We start from the raw sequence: 15281 nt of genomic DNA, 5'->3' as shown, positions 1-15281 counted from the left end.
ACGAAGTTAGGAAACTTTCCTAACTCGTGAACATAGGGAGTTCTCCCATGCTGGTCAAGAGGGCGAAACCAAGCCGTGACCCGGAAGGGGGAAGGGAAGATGGGAGTGCCTCGACAGGCGTGCTAATGTCATCGTTTGTCGCAACAACAAGCAGAATGGCCCGGAGTGTCCCATTAACCACAATAATGGTCAGGCGGCAACTCGTCAAACGGAGCTCGCCAAAGAGCAGTCCTACGTCACCGGTCTGTACGACCGCCTCGACGCGCTGCGCGAGCGCACCCAGCGCCGGCTCAAGGAGGTGCTGGCCACAGGCGCCGTCGGCACGATGCAGAACAGATCCGAGCGCGACTCCTTCGCCGACATGTACGCCGGGCGATTGGCCCGGCTCTGGGCGGTGGAGCGCGGCCTGGTTTTCGGCCGGCTCGACCACGTCGAGGAGGGCCGGCTCTACATCGGCAAGCTCGGCCTCACCGACGACGAGCAACGACGCCTGCTCATCGACTGGCGCGCGCCCGTCGCGCAGCCGTTCTACCGCGCCACCCCCGCCGCGCCCATGGGCGTGACCAGGCGCCGCCACCTGCAGACCAGGGAGCGCAGCGTCGTCGGCGTCGACGACGACCTGCTCGACCTCGACGCGCTCACCGACGACGACCGCGCCACCCTCAACGGCGAGGCCGCGCTGCTGGCCGCCCTCGACGAGCGCCGCACCGGGCGGATGCGCGACATCGTCGCCACCATCCAGGCCGAGCAGGACCGCGTCATCCGCAGCGACCTCAACGGCGTCCTGGTCGTGCAGGGCGGCCCTGGCACGGGCAAGACCGTCGTGGCCCTGCACCGGGCGGCCTACCTGCTCTACACCCACCGGGAGCGCCTGGAGCGCCGCGGCGTGCTCATCCTCGGCCCCAACCTGACCTTCCTGCGCTACATCGAGCAGGTCCTGCCCTCGCTCGGCGAGACCGACGTGCTGCTGTCCACCGTGGGCGAGCTGTACCCGGGCGTGACCGCCACCCGGCGCGACCGTCCGGAGGTGGCCGCGGTCAAGGGCGACGCGCGGATGGCCCAGGTGATCGAGCGCGCGGTGCGCGAGCGGCAGAAGGTGCCGCGCAAGCCCATCGAGCTGGCGATGGGCCGGCTGACGCTCACCGTCGACCGCGCCATGCTCGACGCGGCCAAGAACAAGGCCGTGCGCTCGCGCCGCCCGCACAACCAGGCGCGCGCGGTGTTCGTCAGGTCGCTGCTGAACGCGCTGGCCCGGCAGCAGGCCCGCAAGATCGGCAAGGGGCTCATCGACGACGACGAGCTGGCCGACCTGCGCGAGGAACTGCGGACCGAGCCGGTGGTCAAGGCGGCGCTCAACCGGCTGTGGCCGTACCTGACGCCCCAGCGGCTGCTGCTCGGCCTGTACGGGTCGCCCGAGCGGCTGGACGCGGCGGGGGGCGTCCTCAGCCCCGCGGAGAGGGCGCTGCTGCGCCGCGACTCGGCCGAATGGACCGACGCCGACGTGCCGCTGCTGGACGAGGCCGCCGAACTGCTGGGCGACATCGACGAGCACGTGCTGCGCGCCTCGGCGATGCAGGCCGAGGAGGAACTGGCCGCGGCCCGCCAGGCCGAGGAGCACCAGCGCGAGGCCGAGCTGGCCTACGCGCGCGAGGTGCTGGAGCTGACCGGCCTGTCCGACGTCATGGAGGCCGAGCGGCTGGCCGAGCGCCAGCGCGGCGACGGCCCCTACCTCACCACCGCCGAACGCGCCGCCGCCGACCGCACCTGGGCCTACGGCCACGTGATCGTGGACGAGGCGCAGGAGCTGTCGCCGATGGCCTGGCGGGCGGTCATGCGGCGCTGCCCGACGCGGTCGATGACGATCGTCGGCGACATCGCCCAGACCGGCTCGGCGGCGGGGGCGCGCTCGTGGGCGCAGGTGCTGGACCCGTACGTGGCCGGGCGCTGGCGTCAGGAGCGGCTGACGGTCAACTACCGCACGCCCGTGGAGCTCATGGAGGTGGCCGCGCGGGTGCTGGCCACCATCGACCCGGCCCTGGAGGCGCCGACGTCCGTGCGCGAGCTCGGCGCGCGGCCCTGGTCGGCGCCGCTGTCCGCGCTGCCCGAGCTGGCCGGGGCCGAGGTCGGGGAGGGCGGCAAGGTCGCCGTGGTGGTGCCCGACGCGCTGCTGGACACGCTCGGCGCGCGGCTGGTCGCGGCCGTGGAGGGCGCCGCGGTGGTCACGCCCGGCGCCGGACGGGCCGCCGGGGCCGCCGCCCTCGACGCGCCCCTGGCGGTGATGGGCGTGGCCGACGCCAAGGGCCTGGAGTTCGACTCGGTGATCGTGGCCGAGCCGGACCTCATCGCCGCCCAGTCGCCACGCGGGCCGAGCGACCTGTATGTTGCTCTGACGCGTGCCACGCAACGGCTGGGCGTCGTCCACGAAGGGCCGTTGTCGCAGGCGCTGTCGGGCCTGCCGGGCAGGTCCCCGACGTCGGCAAATGGGCTTTGACCCGCTTTACGACGGCAGGCCGAACATGTCCCACCTGCGGAAACTTGATGTTCCCGCTGATCGGGACACGGTTGACATCTGAGGTGGAGTCGGTAGTTTGCTGCGCAGTCCAGCACGGGACTTGGCCGGTTGGCCGTCTCTGACATCGCCGGATCCTGCGTCCGTGACGGAGCGTGACTTCGTCCACACAGCCAGGTGCAGGGCCGTCGGTCCGTCGAGTCGGGGCACCCCAACCGGTTGGGGGGTTGGACCCGGGACGGGTCCGGGAGCCCAGTAGACAACGGAATTCCGCGCTCGCCGCCGACGAGACGGGTCCGGTCCGAAGGGTTTCCGGGCCCTCTTCCCGCTCTCGTGCGCTGGATCGCGGATCGCGCCGGGTGATCCCGTCCCAACGGGATCACCCAGCCGGCCGCCTGTGAGCGGCCGTTTTCGATCTCCGCGTGCGCCGCTGGCTTGAGCGCGGCCCCGGGGCGGTAGCGTTTTCGCAAGCAGGCGTGCGATTTTGCGAGGAGACCCGGCGTGGTTCAGGACAAGACGAGCGTTCCGCCCGTCCCCGGGCGCGAACCGGCTCCCGAGGCGGACGCCGCCGACACCGACACCAACACCGAGACCGACACCGCCTCCTCCGCGGGTGAAGGCGGTCGCGCCAAGGGCGAGGGCCGGTGGGTGCTCGCCGCGCGGGTCGCGGCCGTGGTCGCCGGCGGGCTGCTGCTCTTCACCGCCTTCCCGCCGCTCGACTGGTGGCTGTGCGCGCCGGTCGGCATCGGGCTGATCGTCGCCGGCCTCTACCGCGCCCGTCCCCGGCGCGCCGCGTGGCTGGGGTATCTGGGCGCCGCCGTGTTCCTGTTCCCGGCCCTGGCCTGGGTGCGCACGATCGGCGACGACGTCTGGGTCATGCTGGTGGCCACCGAGAGCGTGTTCTACGCCGTCATGGCCGCCCTGGCGGCCCTGGTGTTCCGGCTGCGGCTGTGGCCGCTGTGGTTCGGCGCGCTGTGGGTGACGATGGAGTGGGCCCGCGGCCTGGTGCCCGTCGGCGGCTTCCCGTGGGCGCGGGTGGCCTTCAGCCAGGGCGAGTCGCTGTTCACCCCCTACGCCGCGCTGGGCGGCGCGCCGCTGGTGTCCTTCGCCGTCGCGCTGTGCGGCGCCCTGCTGGCCCACGCCGTCCTGGTGCGTCCCGCCGCCACCGCGGAAAAAGCCGCGGAAAAAGCCACGGAAAAAGCCACGGACAAGGCCGTGAACAGAGCCGTGCGCAGGGCCGTCCCGGTGGTCGTGGCGCTGGCCGTGCCGCTGCTCGCGCCGGCCCTGCCGAGGCCGGGCGACGAGGGCCGGTCGATCAACGTCGGCATCGTGCAGGGCAACGTCCCGGGGCGGGGCATGCACCCGCTCGGCGACGAGCCGGCCGTCGTCCTGCGCAACCACGCCGAGGAGACCAAGCGCCTGGCCGACGCCGTGCGCGCCGGGGCGCTGCCCAGGCCCGACATCGTCGTCCTGCCCGAGAACTCCACCGACATCGACCCCTACACCAGCGCCTTCGCCCGCCAGGTCATCGACGAGTCGGTCAAGTACGTCGGCGTCCCCACCCTGGTCGGCGCCGTCGTGGCCATCGGCGACGAGCACCGCGCCACGCGCAGCCTGGTGTGGGACCCGGTGAGCGGTCCCGGCGCCTACTACGACAAGCAGCACCTGGTGCCGTTCGGGGAGTACACGCCGTTCAAGGAGATCGTGCTGGCCCTGTGGGAGCGGGCCAACCTGGTCGGCCGGCAGTCGGTCGCGGGCACCAGGCCGGGCGACCTGAAGCTCGGCCCGGTCACCATCGGCGCGGTCAACTGCTACGAGGTTGCCTACGACGACACCGTGCGCGGCACCGTGCGCGCCGGCGGCACCCCGCTGGTGGTGCAGACCAACAACGCCAGCTACGCGCTGTCCAACCTGCCCCCGCAGCAGCTCGCGATGTCCAAGCTGCGGGCCGTCGAGCACAACAGGGCCGTCGTCACGGCCGCCACGACCGGGATCTCCGCATATGTCACGCCTGACGGTAAGGTCTCCTGGCAGACCCGTGAACTTGTCCCTGACATGAACGTGGTCAAGGTGCCCGTACGCACCCAGGAAACGATCGCCACAAAGGTGGGCGAGCTTCCTGAATGGGCATTGATGTTGATGGGAGCGGTGGCTGTGGGAGTCGCCGCACGGCGCGGCAGGCGAGGCGACCGAATGGGGAACGGCTCATGATGGAGACTGTCGGCCGGGTGCTCGTCGTCGTCCCGACCTACAACGAGCGCGACAACCTGCCCGCGATCGTCGAGCGGGTGCGCGCCGCCGTGCCGGACGCCCACGTGCTGGTGGCCGACGACAACAGCCCCGACGGCACCGGCGCGGTCGCCGACGCCCTGGCCGAGGCCGACGAGCACGTCCACGTGCTGCACCGGCCGGGCAAGCAGGGGCTCGGCGCGGCCTACATCGCCGGCTTCCGCTGGGGCCTGGGCGAGGGCTACGACGTGCTGGTCGAGATGGACGCCGACGGCTCCCACCAGCCCGAGGAGCTGCCCAAGCTGCTGCAGGCGCTGGCCGACGGCGCCGACCTGGCGATCGGCTCCCGCTACGTGCCCGGCGGCAAGGTGGTCAACTGGCCCCACCGGCGCGAGCTGCTGTCCAAGGGCGCCAACATCTACACCCGGGTGATGCTCGGCCTGCCGGTGCGCGACGCCACCGCCGGTTTCCGCGCCTACCGGGCCGCCACGCTGGAGAAGGTGGGCCTGGCCGGGGTCGAGTCGCAGGGCTACTGCTTCCAGGTCGACCTCACGCTCCGCACGTCCAGGCACGGGCTGCGGGTGGTGGAGGTGCCGATCACGTTCGTCGAGCGCACGGTCGGCAAGAGCAAGATGAACGGCAAGGTCATGTCCGAGGCGTTGTGGCGCATCGGCATGTGGGGCGTCACCGGCCTGCCCCGCCGCCTGCGCCGCACCCGCGGCTGAGCGGCGGCTGACGGGCGCCGAGGATCCGCGTCCAGGAACGCGCGCGGCCCGCCGGACGTTGTTCCTGATGTACGTGTGCGCGGAATCGAGGAAACGATGCGGCTGCTGCTGTTCCTGGCCCTGCTGGGCGTCCCGGTGCTGGAGGTCTGGCTGCTGATCCAGGTCGGATCGATGATCGGCGGATGGCCGACCGTCGGCCTGCTCGTCGCGGGCAGCCTGCTGGGCGCCTGGCTGGTGCGCCGCGAGGGCCGCCGGGTGTGGCGGCGGCTGCAGGCGGCGCTGTCGGAGGGCCGGGTGCCCGACCGTGAGCTGGCCGACGGTGGGCTGGTGCTGGCCGGCGGCGCCCTGCTGATGATCCCGGGCTTCTTCACCGACCTCGTCGGCTTCGTCTTCGTGCTGCCCTTCACCCGGCCGCTGATGCGGCGGCTGGCGTCGTCGTTCTTCGACCGGCGGGTCAAGCGGATGGCGGCGGCCTCGCCGTACGCGAACATGTTCCCGCCGGCGCCCGGCGTGGACCGGGCCCCGCAGGGCGGCAAGGTCGTGCACGGCGAGGTCATCCACGGTGAGGTCATCCGCGACGACCGCGACGCCTGACCGGCGCTACCAGCGCCGGTAGACCTCCTCGGCCCAGCCGTACAGGCCGTCGACCGTGACGCGCTCGCCGTCGTCGGCGACGACCGTGCCGCGGTAGTGGCCGAACGCCTGGGCCTCCTGGCTGCGCATGTAGAACGCGCGCCGCACGTCGGCCTCGCGCACGTGCTCGGGGACGAACTCCAGGTCCACGCGCTCGCCCTCGATGCGCCAGGGCGCGCGCCAGTCGGTGGTGTCGTACCGCCAGACCAGCTCTTCGCTGATCTTGTGCAGCCGGCCGTCGAGGATCAGGCCGTTCTCCACGCTGCCGGTGCCGTCGGTCCACTTGCCGCCGATCTGCAGGGCGACGTCGCGGCCGCCGGGCCGTCCGGCGGCGGCGCCCCAGTTCCAGCGGATGTCGCCGGGCCAGCGCCCGCGCCCGAGGTCGAGCGTGGCCAGGGCGTCGGCGGGGTCGAACTCGTAGGTCAGCCCGCCCACGCGGACGGTGCCCTCGGCGGGCCGGCCGACGTCCTTGACCGTGTACTGGAAGCGGCGCGGGCCCCAGGGCACCACGACCGACAGGCTCTCGCGGCCCGGCACCCGGCGCACCAGCACGTCGGCGGCGATCTCGGCGGACTTCAGCCGCAGCCGGGTGCCGTCGGCGGTCTCGTCGACGCTGATGCGGACCGGGCCGGCGCCGATGCGCACGCTGCCCTCGCCGCCGCGCTCGGAGAAGGACACGCCCCTGGCCGGGACGAGCAGGCCCCGGCTGGAGACCTGCTCGCCGGTGCGCCGGTCGAGGAAGAACGCCGACTCGCCGGCCAGGTAGTCGAGGCTGCTGGCGCTGAAGGCGAACACGTGGCCGGGGCTGGTGACGCACCAGTAGTCCCAGCGCATGGTGCGGCCCCAGCCGCGGATGTTGGCGCGGTGGAGCGGGGTGCGGCTCCAGCCGACCGCGGCCGGGTTGAGCCGGCCGTCGGGCAGGCACAGGTCGACCCGGTGGGTGATCTCGCGCTCGGCGACCGTGCGCGGGCTCGTCTTCATCGTGCTCTCCGTCATCGTCCCAGCCCCACGCTGAGGTACTTGTACTCCAGGTAGTCGGCCACCCCGTGGTGGCCGCCCTCGCGCCCGTAGCCGCTGCTCTTGATCCCGCCGAACGGCGCCTGCGGCGGCGCCAGCGGGCCGCCGTTCACGGTGACCATGCCGAACTGCAGCTCCTCGGCCACGCGCAGGGTCCTGGTCAGGTCGTTGGTCCACACGTAGGCGGTCAGCCCGTACGGGGTGGCGTTGGCGCGTTCGACGACCTTGTCGCAGTCGTCGAACTCCAGCACCGGCGCGACCGGCCCGAACGTCTCCTCGCGGCAGACCAGCATGTCCTCGCTCACCCCGCCCAGCACGGTCGCCGGGTAGTACGTGCCCGCCCCCTCCGGACGCCGCCCGCCGGTCAGGACGGCCGCGCCCTTCGCGACGGCGTCCTCGACGTGCCTGCTCACCTTGGCCACGGCCGCCTCGTCGATGAGCGGGCCCAGCTCGGCCGCCCGCGCCTGGCGTACCAGCTCGTCGGTGAAGGCGGCGGCCAGTGAGGAGTGGACGAAGATCCGGTTGGGCGAGGTGCAGGCCTGCCCGGCGTTGAGGAACTTGCTGCGGGCCACCGCGCGGGCGGCGGCGACCGGGTCGGCGTCGGGGAAGACCAGCACGGGCGCGTGCCCGCCCAGCTCGACGCTGAGCCGCTTGACGTCGTGGGCGCTCTGCCTGATCAGCTCGCGGCCGACCTCGGTGGAGCCGGTGAAGGACACCTTGCGCACCCGCGGGTCGGTCATCACCGCCTGGCCGAACCCGGCCGGCCGGGACGTGGTGACCAGGTTGAACACGCCCGGCGGCAGCCCGGCCGCGACGAACGCCTCGGCCACCGCGATCGCCGACAGCGGGGTCTGCTCGGCCGGTTTGAGCACGACCGTGCAGCCGGCGGCCAGCGCCGGGCCGAGCTTGCGAGTGATCATCGAGACCGGGAAGTTCCACGGCGTGATGCCCGCGACCACGCCGACCGGCTCGGGCAGCAGCCAGATGCGGTTGCCCTCGTGCGCGCCGGGCACGGTCTCGCCGTACAGGCGGCGGGTCTCCTCGGCGGCCCACAGCAGGTGGTCGGCGCCCGAGAGCACCTCGCCGGTCGCCTCGGCGAGCGGCTTGCCCTGCTCGGCCGTCATGATCGCGGCGATCCGGTCGGCCCGCGCGGTCAGCTCGCGGGCGGCGGCCCGCATGAGGTCGGCGCGTTCGTGCGCGGGCATGGCCCGCCAGCCGGGCAGCGCCGCCGCGGCCGCGTCGACCGCCTGCGTGGCCAGTTCGGGGCCGCAGTCGGCGACCTGCGCCAGCGGCTCGCCGGTGGCGGGGGAGCGGACGGTGAAGGTCTGGTCGGCCTCCTGCCATGCGGCTCCGACGAGAGCCCTGCGGGTGTCAGCCATGTGTCTCCTGGATTCCTTCGATGAGGGCCTTCATGGCGGCCATCTCGTGCGCGTGCTGCAGCCTGCCCGCCAGCGGGATGTCGCCCTCGACCAGGGCGTTCCTGATGGCGATGTGCTCGGCGTGCGACTTGGGCAGCCGCCAGGGCACCAGGCGGAAGCCGCGCTGGGCGGTCTCCGTGCGGGCCCACAGGCTCTGCAGCATGCGGTGGGTGAGCTTGCTGTGCTCGGTGTCGCACAGCAGGGAGTGGAAGCGCCGGTTGAGGCGGGCGAAGGCGGCGACGTCCTCGCGGGCGACGGCGGTCTCGCACTCGGCGAGCACCGCGTCGACCTCGGCCAGCCGCGCGCCCTCCAGCGGCACGCCGCCCAGCTCCAGCGCCAGCGCGGTGAGCGCGGCCCGGACGCTGTAGAGCTCGCGCACGTTGGCCACCGTGAGCTCGGCGACCACGGCGCCGACGTGCGGGCGCTCGACCAGCCAGTCCTCGGAGCAGAGCTGCTTGATCGCCTCGCGCACGGGCGTCTCGCTGATGCCCACGGCCTCGGCCACCACCCTGGTGGTGATCTTCGTGCCGGGAGGCGCCGCGCCGCTCATGATCAGATGTTTGATGTGCTCCGCCGCAAGATCCGCCTTGGTGCGGAAGGGGGAACGCGATTCGGCCATGGTTGGGGAGCCCTTCAGACCCGCTGGACGGTGAGCGGCTCGATCGCCGCGTGGTCCAGCTCTACACCGATTCCGGGCCCCGCCGGAACGGCGACGAGACCGCGGGAGTCGGGCAGCAGCGGTTCGGTCAGCATGGCGTGGAACACCTCAGGGACGATCACCGGCGGATCGTAGGGGTACTCCAGCCAGTCGCAGTTCGGCAGCGAGGCGCAAAGTTGCAGGTTGCCCGCCACGCCGAGCCCGGTGGCCCAGGCGTGCGGGATGACCTTGCGCTGCCGGGCGGCGGCCATGGCGCCGAAGTCGCGCAGGGCGCCGATCTCCTCGCTCTCGTTCGCGTCGGGCTGAAAGATGTCGAAGCAACCATCCTCCAGCATGCGCACGAGCTGGCCGATGCCCCGGTTGTGCTCGCAGCCCGCGATCGGGATCGGCGAGGCCGCGGTCAGCTCGCACAGGGCGCGGTAGTCGTGCCGGGGCAGCGGCTCCTCCAGCCACGCCACACCGAGCCCGGCCAGTTCCCTGGCGGTGGTGAGGGCGCGCTCGAAGTCCCAGATCAGGCGGGTGCCGTCGGGGGCGTAGCGCCAGCGGGCGGCCGCCTGGTTGGCGTCCACCATGATCGCCACGTCGGGGCCGACCGCCTCGCGCACGGCGGCGACCTGCCGCACGTCCTCGGCGATCGTGGCCGCGTGCACGCGCAGCTTGATCCCCTGGAAGCCCCGTTCGACGGCGGCCAGGGCGTCCTCGGCCCGCTGGGCCGGGTCGCGGAGCTCACCGAAGCTCGCGTACGCGCGGACAGCTCCCGAGTGCCCGCCCCAGAGCTTGTACAGCGGCTGCCCGCAGGCCTTGCCGACGGCGTCCCACACGGCGACGCCGACGACCCACGGCCGGGGGAAGACGTACTCGGCCACGTACCTCAGCCGGTTGGCCACGTGCGTGGTGTCGAAGGCGTCCAGGCCGACCAGCTGCGGGCGGATCCAGCCGCGGATCGCCTCCAGCAGCATCGGCCCGGTGCCGTGGCCCATGTCGCCGCCGGACACCCCGACGATGCCCTCGTCGGTCTCGACCTCGACGATGACCGCCGACATCGCCCGGTGCGCGCCCTCCGGGGCCCACGACGGCACGAACGGCCGGGGATAGGGCAGCTCGATGACCCGCGCGCGGACGTCTGTGATCCTCATCGGCTCCTCACCCCTTGGTCGCGCCGTCCGCGAGACCCTTGATCAGGTACTTCTGCACCAGCAGCGCGAAGACCACCACGGGCAGCACGGTCAGCACGCCGACCGCGGCCAGCGGCCCCCACATCCCGCCCTTCTCGGTGTCGGCCGCGATCCCGGCGATGGCGACGGGGATGGTGACCGCCCGGTCGTTGGTGAGGATCAGCGCGAACAGCAGCTCCTCCCAGGCCAGGATGATGCAGAAGATCAACGTCGAGACCAGGCCGGTCAGGCTCGTCGGCACGATGATCCGGAAGAACGCCCCGAACCGCGAGCAGCCGTCGATCATCGCCGCCTCCTCCAGCTCCTTGGGCAGCCCGCGGAAGAAGGCCCGCATCAGCCACACCACGTACGGCACCAGGAAGGTCACGTACGCCAGGATCACGGTGATGTACTGGTCGGTCAGCCCCAGCTTCCTGGCCACCAGGAACAGCGGCACCACCAGCGCGATCGGCGGCACCGCGCGCGAGGCCAGGATCAGCCCGCCCACCACGCCCGCGCCGCGCATCCGCAGCCGCGACAGCGCGTACCCGGCCATCGAGCCGGCGACCATGGAGATGGCCGAGGCGCCGGCCGCCACGATGACCGTGTTGACCATGCGGGGCAGGATGCGCGCCTGCTGGAAGTAGCTGACGTAGTTGTCGAGGGTGAACTCGCTCAGCCAGCGCGGCGGCACCGTGAAGATGTCCCTGGGCAGCTTGAACGAGATCGACACCATGTAGAGCACGGGGAACAGGAAGGCCAGCGTCACCAGGACGGCCCCGGTGACGGCCGCGTACCGTCTCACCATCGGTTCTCCAGACGCCGGGTCACGCGGAACAGGACAAAGGTGATCAGCATCGTCAGGACCAGGACGATCGTCGCCATCGAGGAGGCCGAGCCGAACTCCAGGCTCCTGAACCCCTTCTCGTAGATGTAGAGGTTGATGACGTTGGTCGAGTTGCCCGGCCCGCCCCTGGTGGCGGCCAGCGCGATGTCGAACATCTTGACCGCGCCCAGCCAGCGCACCACGAACGCGGCGGCCATCACCGGCACCAGCAGCGGCAGCGTGATGCGCCGCAGGATGGCCCAGCGCCCGGCGCCGTCGGACTTGGCGGCCTCGTACACGTCGCCGGGCAGGGCCATGATCCCGGCCGAGGCGATGAGCACCACGAACGGCGTCCAGCGCCAGGTGTCGATGACGATCAGGCTGACCATGGCCAGCGTCGGGTCGCCGATCCACTCGACGGGCCCGACGCCGACCAGGCCGAGGGCGTAGTTGACGACGCCCCACAGCGGGTCGAGCAACATCCGCCACACGCCGCCGGCGACCACGGGGGCCACCACCATCGGAATCAGGAACAGGGCACGCAGCACGCCCCGCCCCCGCCAGGCGACGTTGAGCAGGAACGCGATGGCGAACCCGAGCACCATCTGCAGCGGCAGCGCGATCACCAGGTAGACGCCGGTGACCCGGAGCGAGTCCAGGAAGCCCGGATCGCGCAGCACGGCCTCGTAGTGCCGCCAGCCGACCCATCCGGACGGCTGGAAGGAGGCCAGGTCGAAGTCGGACACGCTCACCCAGGCCGTGTACAGGATCGGGTAGAGCAGCATGCCCGCCAGCAGCAGCAGGGCGGGGGCCAGGAAGAGCCAGGCCGTGCCCGGCTCTCCCAGTCGGGCACGCCTCACTGGTTGTAGCCCTTGGCCGTCAGCAGGTCGCCGATCTCCTTGGCGGCCTGGTCGATCGCCTGCTGCGCGGTGGCCTGCCCGGACATGGCCCGGCTGGTCTGCAGCGCCAGGATCTGCTGCACGGCGTCGGACTCGGGCAGCCTGGGCCGCCACATCTCACCCTTGGAGACGACCTCGTAGCCGTCCTTGAGCGCCTTGTAGACCGGGACGGCCCACTCGGCCGGCGGCGTGCCGTCGAGGCTGGAGTTGCGGGCGGGGAAGGTGCCGAACGCCTTGCCGGTGAACTGCTCGCCCTCCTTGGAGGTCACCCACTGCAGCCAGGTCCAGGCGGCGGCCGGGTGCGTGGACTTCTTGGAGATGCCGGCCGTCCAGATGCCGCGGTGGGCGCCCGGCGAGGTCGATCCCGCGGGCAGGGTGGTGAGGCCCACCTGCTCGGGGGTCAGGGTGGTGGTCTCCTTGTCCACGGCGGTGCCCTTGTAGACGCTGCCCCACATGAACATGGTGGCCGTCTTGCCCTGCCGGAATGCCTCCAGCGGCTCGTTGAACTGGTACGTGCTCGCCCCGGGCGGCGCGTACTTGAGCAGGTCGACCTGCGTCTGCAGGGCCTTGACGCCCGCCGGGCCGCCGAAGGCGACCTTCGTGCCGTCCAGGATCTTGCCGCCGTCGGAGTTGAGCACGGTCTGCCACACCGTGGGGGTCAGCGGGTCCTTGGTGAAGTACGTGCCCACGGCCCAGGAGTCGGTCTTGCCGTCGCCGTCGGTGTCCTGGACGAGCTTGGGGGCGTCCTTGAAGTACTGCTCCCAGGTCGTCTCGGCGGTCGGCTCGGCCACGCCGGCCTTCTTGTACAGCGACTTGTTGTAGAACATCAGCAGCAGGTTGGAGCGCACGGGCACGGCGTACTGCTTGCCCTCCCACTCCCCGGCGGCCAGCGGCGAGGGGTTGAAGTCGGCCCAGTCGTAGCCGGGGTCGTTCCACTTGGCCAGCTCGGGGCCCTTGAGGTCGTACAGGGCGCCGGTCTTGGCGAGCTGCGGCAGCCAGGGGTCGTCGGCGAGCACCACGTCGTAGGTGGCGGTGGTGCCGGTCAGCTCCAGCATCGTCTTGGGCAGCTGGTCGTTGTAGGGGATGCCGTCGACGGTGACCTTGATGTTCGGGTACTTCTTGGCGAACTCCGGCACGAGTTTGTCCTGCCACTGCTTGGCGAAGGCGTCGTTGGCGATCACGCGGATCGACACCGGGGCCTGCGCCGTGCCGAGGCCGCCGCCGTCGGCCGCGACCTCCGGCGACGACGAGCCGCAGGCGGCGACGCTGAGCGCGAGCACGGCCGCGGCCGTGACGAGCCGGGTGTTGTTCAACACGGGTGTCCTCCCGGAGGGGAATGGGGGATTTCAGGCGGAGGGGTCGACGGCGAGCTTGACGACGTCCCGGCCGTCCAGCGGATGGCCCGAGCCCAGGGCTTCGAGCGCCTCGCGGACCCGGCCGAGCGGCACGCGGTGGCTGACCACGCGCTCGAAGGGGCTGCCGCCGCGTTCCAGGATCGTCAGCGCCTGGTGGTAGCGGCGCTGCATGTCGGGGCCGGCGCCGTAGACGCCGGCGATCGTGAGGTCCCGCTTCAGCAGGTCGCTGTAGGGGTTGAAGGGGACGGCGCCGCGGTCGGTGAAGTTGCCCAGCTCGGCCAGCACGCCGCCGTCGGCGACCAGGCCGAGCGCCTCGGTGAACGCCTCGGGCGAGCCCGCGGTGCCGATGACGGCGTCGGCGCCGGCGCGTCCCAGCGCGTCGAAGACCGCCCGGCGGCGCCCGGCGGCTCCCTCGCCGAGATCGACGACGGTGTCCGCGCCGAGCAGCGCCGCCAGTTCCAGCCGGGCGCCCGGCGCGCCGACGGCGACCACCCTGGCCGCCCCGGCGGCGCGGGCGGCGACCACGGCCATCAGGCCGATCGCGCCGACGCCCTGGACCACGACGGTGGAGCCGATCCGGATCGCGGAACGTTCCACGCCGTGCAGGGCCACCGACAGCGGCTCCTGCAGCACGGCGACCTCGGCGGGCAGCTCGGTCCGGTAGAACACCGTTCCCGCGTTCGAGGCGTACAGGTGGGTGGCGAAGCCGCCGGTCAGGTACGGCGGCCGGTCGGCGGGGGAGGCGAACCCGTAGGACGGCCGCCGGTCCGGGCAGCTGCCCGGCCTGCGGCGCACCTGGCACTCGAAGCACCGGCCGCAGCTGAGCGCCGGGAAGACGCCCACCCGGTCGCCGACGGCCACCGGCCGCCCCGCGTGGTCGGTCGCGACGCCGTCGCCGAGCGCGGCCAGCCGGCCGACGATCTCGTGCCCGAGCAGCGCGGGGAAACGCACGCTGGCCAGCCGGCCCCGGTAGATGTGGGCGTCCGTGCCGCACATGCCGCACAGCTCGACCTCCAGGACGAACTCTCCCGGACCGGGCTGCGGCAGGCCGTACTCGCGCACCTCCACCGCTCCCGCGACGTCGGTGACGATCGCCGCGCGTGCCGTCGCGTCCATGCACCGCCTCCTGCATTCTGCTTTCTATAGAATGTGGAAGACGGTAGTTCGTCCGGTTTTGAACGGTCAATCCTTGTTACCGGAATGTTTCTGAGGCCACGTCCACGAAGTAGGCCCGCAACAGCCTGCGTCCTTGCTCGATCATGGCCGGATCGCCCTGCGGCGTCGCGGAGAACGTCAGGTACAACACCGCCGCCGTGGACTGGATCGCCAGCCGCATCACCCGGTACGGATCCGGCAGCGCCGGCAGCCCCGCCTCCTCCAGCGCGAAGTGGTAGAGCCGCTCGGCCAGCACGTCCCCGCTCTCCCGCACCCGCCCGGCGGGCAGGAACGAAGGGCCGCCCGGCCGGGTGTCGGCGAAGTCGACCACGGTGAAGCCCGGCACGCTCCTGCGCATCTCCACCGTCTCGGCCAGCACCAGCTCCGCCGCCCGCGGCCAGGTCAGCGGCGGCTCCTCGGCGACTTTGGCCCGCAGCCGGGCCAGCAGCACCTCCAGGTTGCGCAGCGCCAGCTCGCGCAGCATCCCCGGCTTGCCGTCGAAGAACTGGTAGATCGTGCCGGAGGGCACGCCGGCGCTCCTGGCGACGTCGGAGATCGTCAGGGCGTCCAGGCCGACCTCGTCCAGCAGGCGGGCGCAGGCGTCGAGGATGCGTTCGACCCTGTCGATGCTGCGCCGCTGGACCGGTCGCCGCCGGATGCCGGGGTTCTCCACGAACAAGTCTTAACATAACGACCTGTCATG

The 15281-nt window shown here is 72.1% G+C and carries 13 protein-coding genes; 4 read left to right on the top strand and 9 right to left on the bottom strand.

The features are described from left to right. Positions 1 to 172 precede the first annotated feature (172 nt). The 4 genes from ABT158_RS04430 to ABT158_RS04415 all read left to right on the top strand — a co-directional run bounded on the left by ABT158_RS04430 (position 173) and on the right by ABT158_RS04415 (position 6057). Entirely contained in the window at positions 173 to 2491 is a 2319-nt protein-coding gene (locus ABT158_RS04430) for a HelD family protein (RefSeq protein ID WP_502911487.1), read from the top strand. Positions 2492 to 3010: 519 nt separating this feature from the next. Beyond that, entirely contained in the window at positions 3011 to 4720 is a 1710-nt protein-coding gene (gene lnt, locus ABT158_RS04425) for an apolipoprotein N-acyltransferase (RefSeq protein WP_352350793.1), read from the top strand. Beyond that, positions 4717 to 5463 carry a polyprenol monophosphomannose synthase gene (locus tag ABT158_RS04420; RefSeq protein WP_352350791.1) on the top strand — a complete coding sequence of 249 codons (747 nt, stop codon included), beginning with the start codon at positions 4717 to 4719 and terminating at the stop codon, positions 5461 to 5463. The genes lnt and ABT158_RS04420 overlap by 4 nt, the downstream gene beginning before the upstream one ends. Positions 5464 to 5538: 75 nt before the next feature. Further along, positions 5539 to 6057: an FxsA family protein gene (locus tag ABT158_RS04415; protein WP_352350789.1), complete on the top strand. Its 519-nt coding sequence runs from the start codon at positions 5539 to 5541 to the stop codon at positions 6055 to 6057. 6 nt (positions 6058 to 6063) lie between these two features. Here ABT158_RS04415 and ABT158_RS04410 read toward each other — a convergent pair whose 3' ends face one another. The 9 genes from ABT158_RS04410 to ABT158_RS04370 form a co-directional block, all read right to left on the bottom strand. Beyond that, positions 6064 to 7077, bottom strand: coding sequence for a DUF2804 domain-containing protein (locus ABT158_RS04410; protein ID WP_352350787.1), 1014 nt, complete (start codon positions 7075 to 7077; stop codon positions 6064 to 6066). An 11-nt stretch (positions 7078 to 7088) separates the two neighbouring features. Then, on the bottom strand, positions 7089 to 8492 hold the full coding sequence (locus ABT158_RS04405) for an NAD-dependent succinate-semialdehyde dehydrogenase (protein WP_352350785.1): 1404 nt from the start codon (positions 8490 to 8492) through the stop codon (positions 7089 to 7091). Then, entirely contained in the window at positions 8485 to 9150 is a 666-nt protein-coding gene (locus ABT158_RS04400; RefSeq protein ID WP_352350783.1) for a GntR family transcriptional regulator, read from the bottom strand. The genes ABT158_RS04405 and ABT158_RS04400 overlap by 8 nt, the downstream gene beginning before the upstream one ends. Positions 9151 to 9164: 14 nt before the next feature. Then, a complete protein-coding gene (locus ABT158_RS04395) occupies positions 9165 to 10325 on the bottom strand; it encodes a mandelate racemase/muconate lactonizing enzyme family protein (RefSeq protein WP_352350781.1) in 1161 nt (386 codons plus the stop codon). A gap of 7 nt (positions 10326 to 10332) precedes the next feature. Further along, on the bottom strand, positions 10333 to 11151 hold the full coding sequence (locus tag ABT158_RS04390; RefSeq protein WP_352324937.1) for a carbohydrate ABC transporter permease: 819 nt from the start codon (positions 11149 to 11151) through the stop codon (positions 10333 to 10335). Further along, positions 11145 to 12029 carry a carbohydrate ABC transporter permease gene (locus ABT158_RS04385; protein WP_352350779.1) on the bottom strand — a complete coding sequence of 295 codons (885 nt, stop codon included), beginning with the start codon at positions 12027 to 12029 and terminating at the stop codon, positions 11145 to 11147. Before ABT158_RS04385 ends, ABT158_RS04390 begins: the two co-directional genes overlap by 7 nt. Beyond that, positions 12026 to 13384, bottom strand: a complete 1359-nt coding sequence (locus tag ABT158_RS04380; protein ID WP_352350777.1) for an ABC transporter substrate-binding protein — start codon at positions 13382 to 13384, stop codon at positions 12026 to 12028. Before ABT158_RS04380 ends, ABT158_RS04385 begins: the two co-directional genes overlap by 4 nt. A gap of 30 nt (positions 13385 to 13414) precedes the next feature. After that, complete coding sequence (locus ABT158_RS04375; RefSeq protein WP_352350775.1) at positions 13415 to 14539, bottom strand: zinc-binding dehydrogenase; 1125 nt, start codon at positions 14537 to 14539, stop codon at positions 13415 to 13417. Positions 14540 to 14615: 76 nt separating this feature from the next. Further along, positions 14616 to 15251, bottom strand: coding sequence for a TetR/AcrR family transcriptional regulator (locus ABT158_RS04370; RefSeq protein WP_352351776.1), 636 nt, complete (start codon positions 15249 to 15251; stop codon positions 14616 to 14618). Positions 15252 to 15281: the final 30 nt, after the last annotated feature.

It is taken from the genome of Nonomuraea sp. NPDC001636, from assembly GCF_040298265.1.
Classification (GTDB): Bacteria; Actinomycetota; Actinomycetes; order Streptosporangiales; family Streptosporangiaceae; genus Nonomuraea.
This window is presented reverse-complemented; position numbering and strand designations above follow the sequence as displayed.

Excerpts from the sequence above, each read along its gene's own strand:
- ABT158_RS04375 (WP_352350775.1), bottom strand. The coding sequence starts at position 14,539 with ATGGACGCGACGGCACGCGCGGCGATCGTCACCGACGTCGCGGGAGCG.
- ABT158_RS04420 (WP_352350791.1), top strand. The coding sequence starts at position 4,717 with ATGATGGAGACTGTCGGCCGGGTGCTCGTCGTCGTCCCGACCTACAAC.
- ABT158_RS04395 (WP_352350781.1), bottom strand. The coding sequence starts at position 10,325 with ATGAGGATCACAGACGTCCGCGCGCGGGTCATCGAGCTGCCCTATCCC.
- ABT158_RS04390 (WP_352324937.1), bottom strand. The coding sequence starts at position 11,151 with ATGGTGAGACGGTACGCGGCCGTCACCGGGGCCGTCCTGGTGACGCTG.
- ABT158_RS04405 (WP_352350785.1), bottom strand. The coding sequence starts at position 8,492 with ATGGCTGACACCCGCAGGGCTCTCGTCGGAGCCGCATGGCAGGAGGCC.
- ABT158_RS04400 (WP_352350783.1), bottom strand. The coding sequence starts at position 9,150 with ATGGCCGAATCGCGTTCCCCCTTCCGCACCAAGGCGGATCTTGCGGCG.
- ABT158_RS04410 (WP_352350787.1), bottom strand. The coding sequence starts at position 7,077 with ATGAAGACGAGCCCGCGCACGGTCGCCGAGCGCGAGATCACCCACCGG.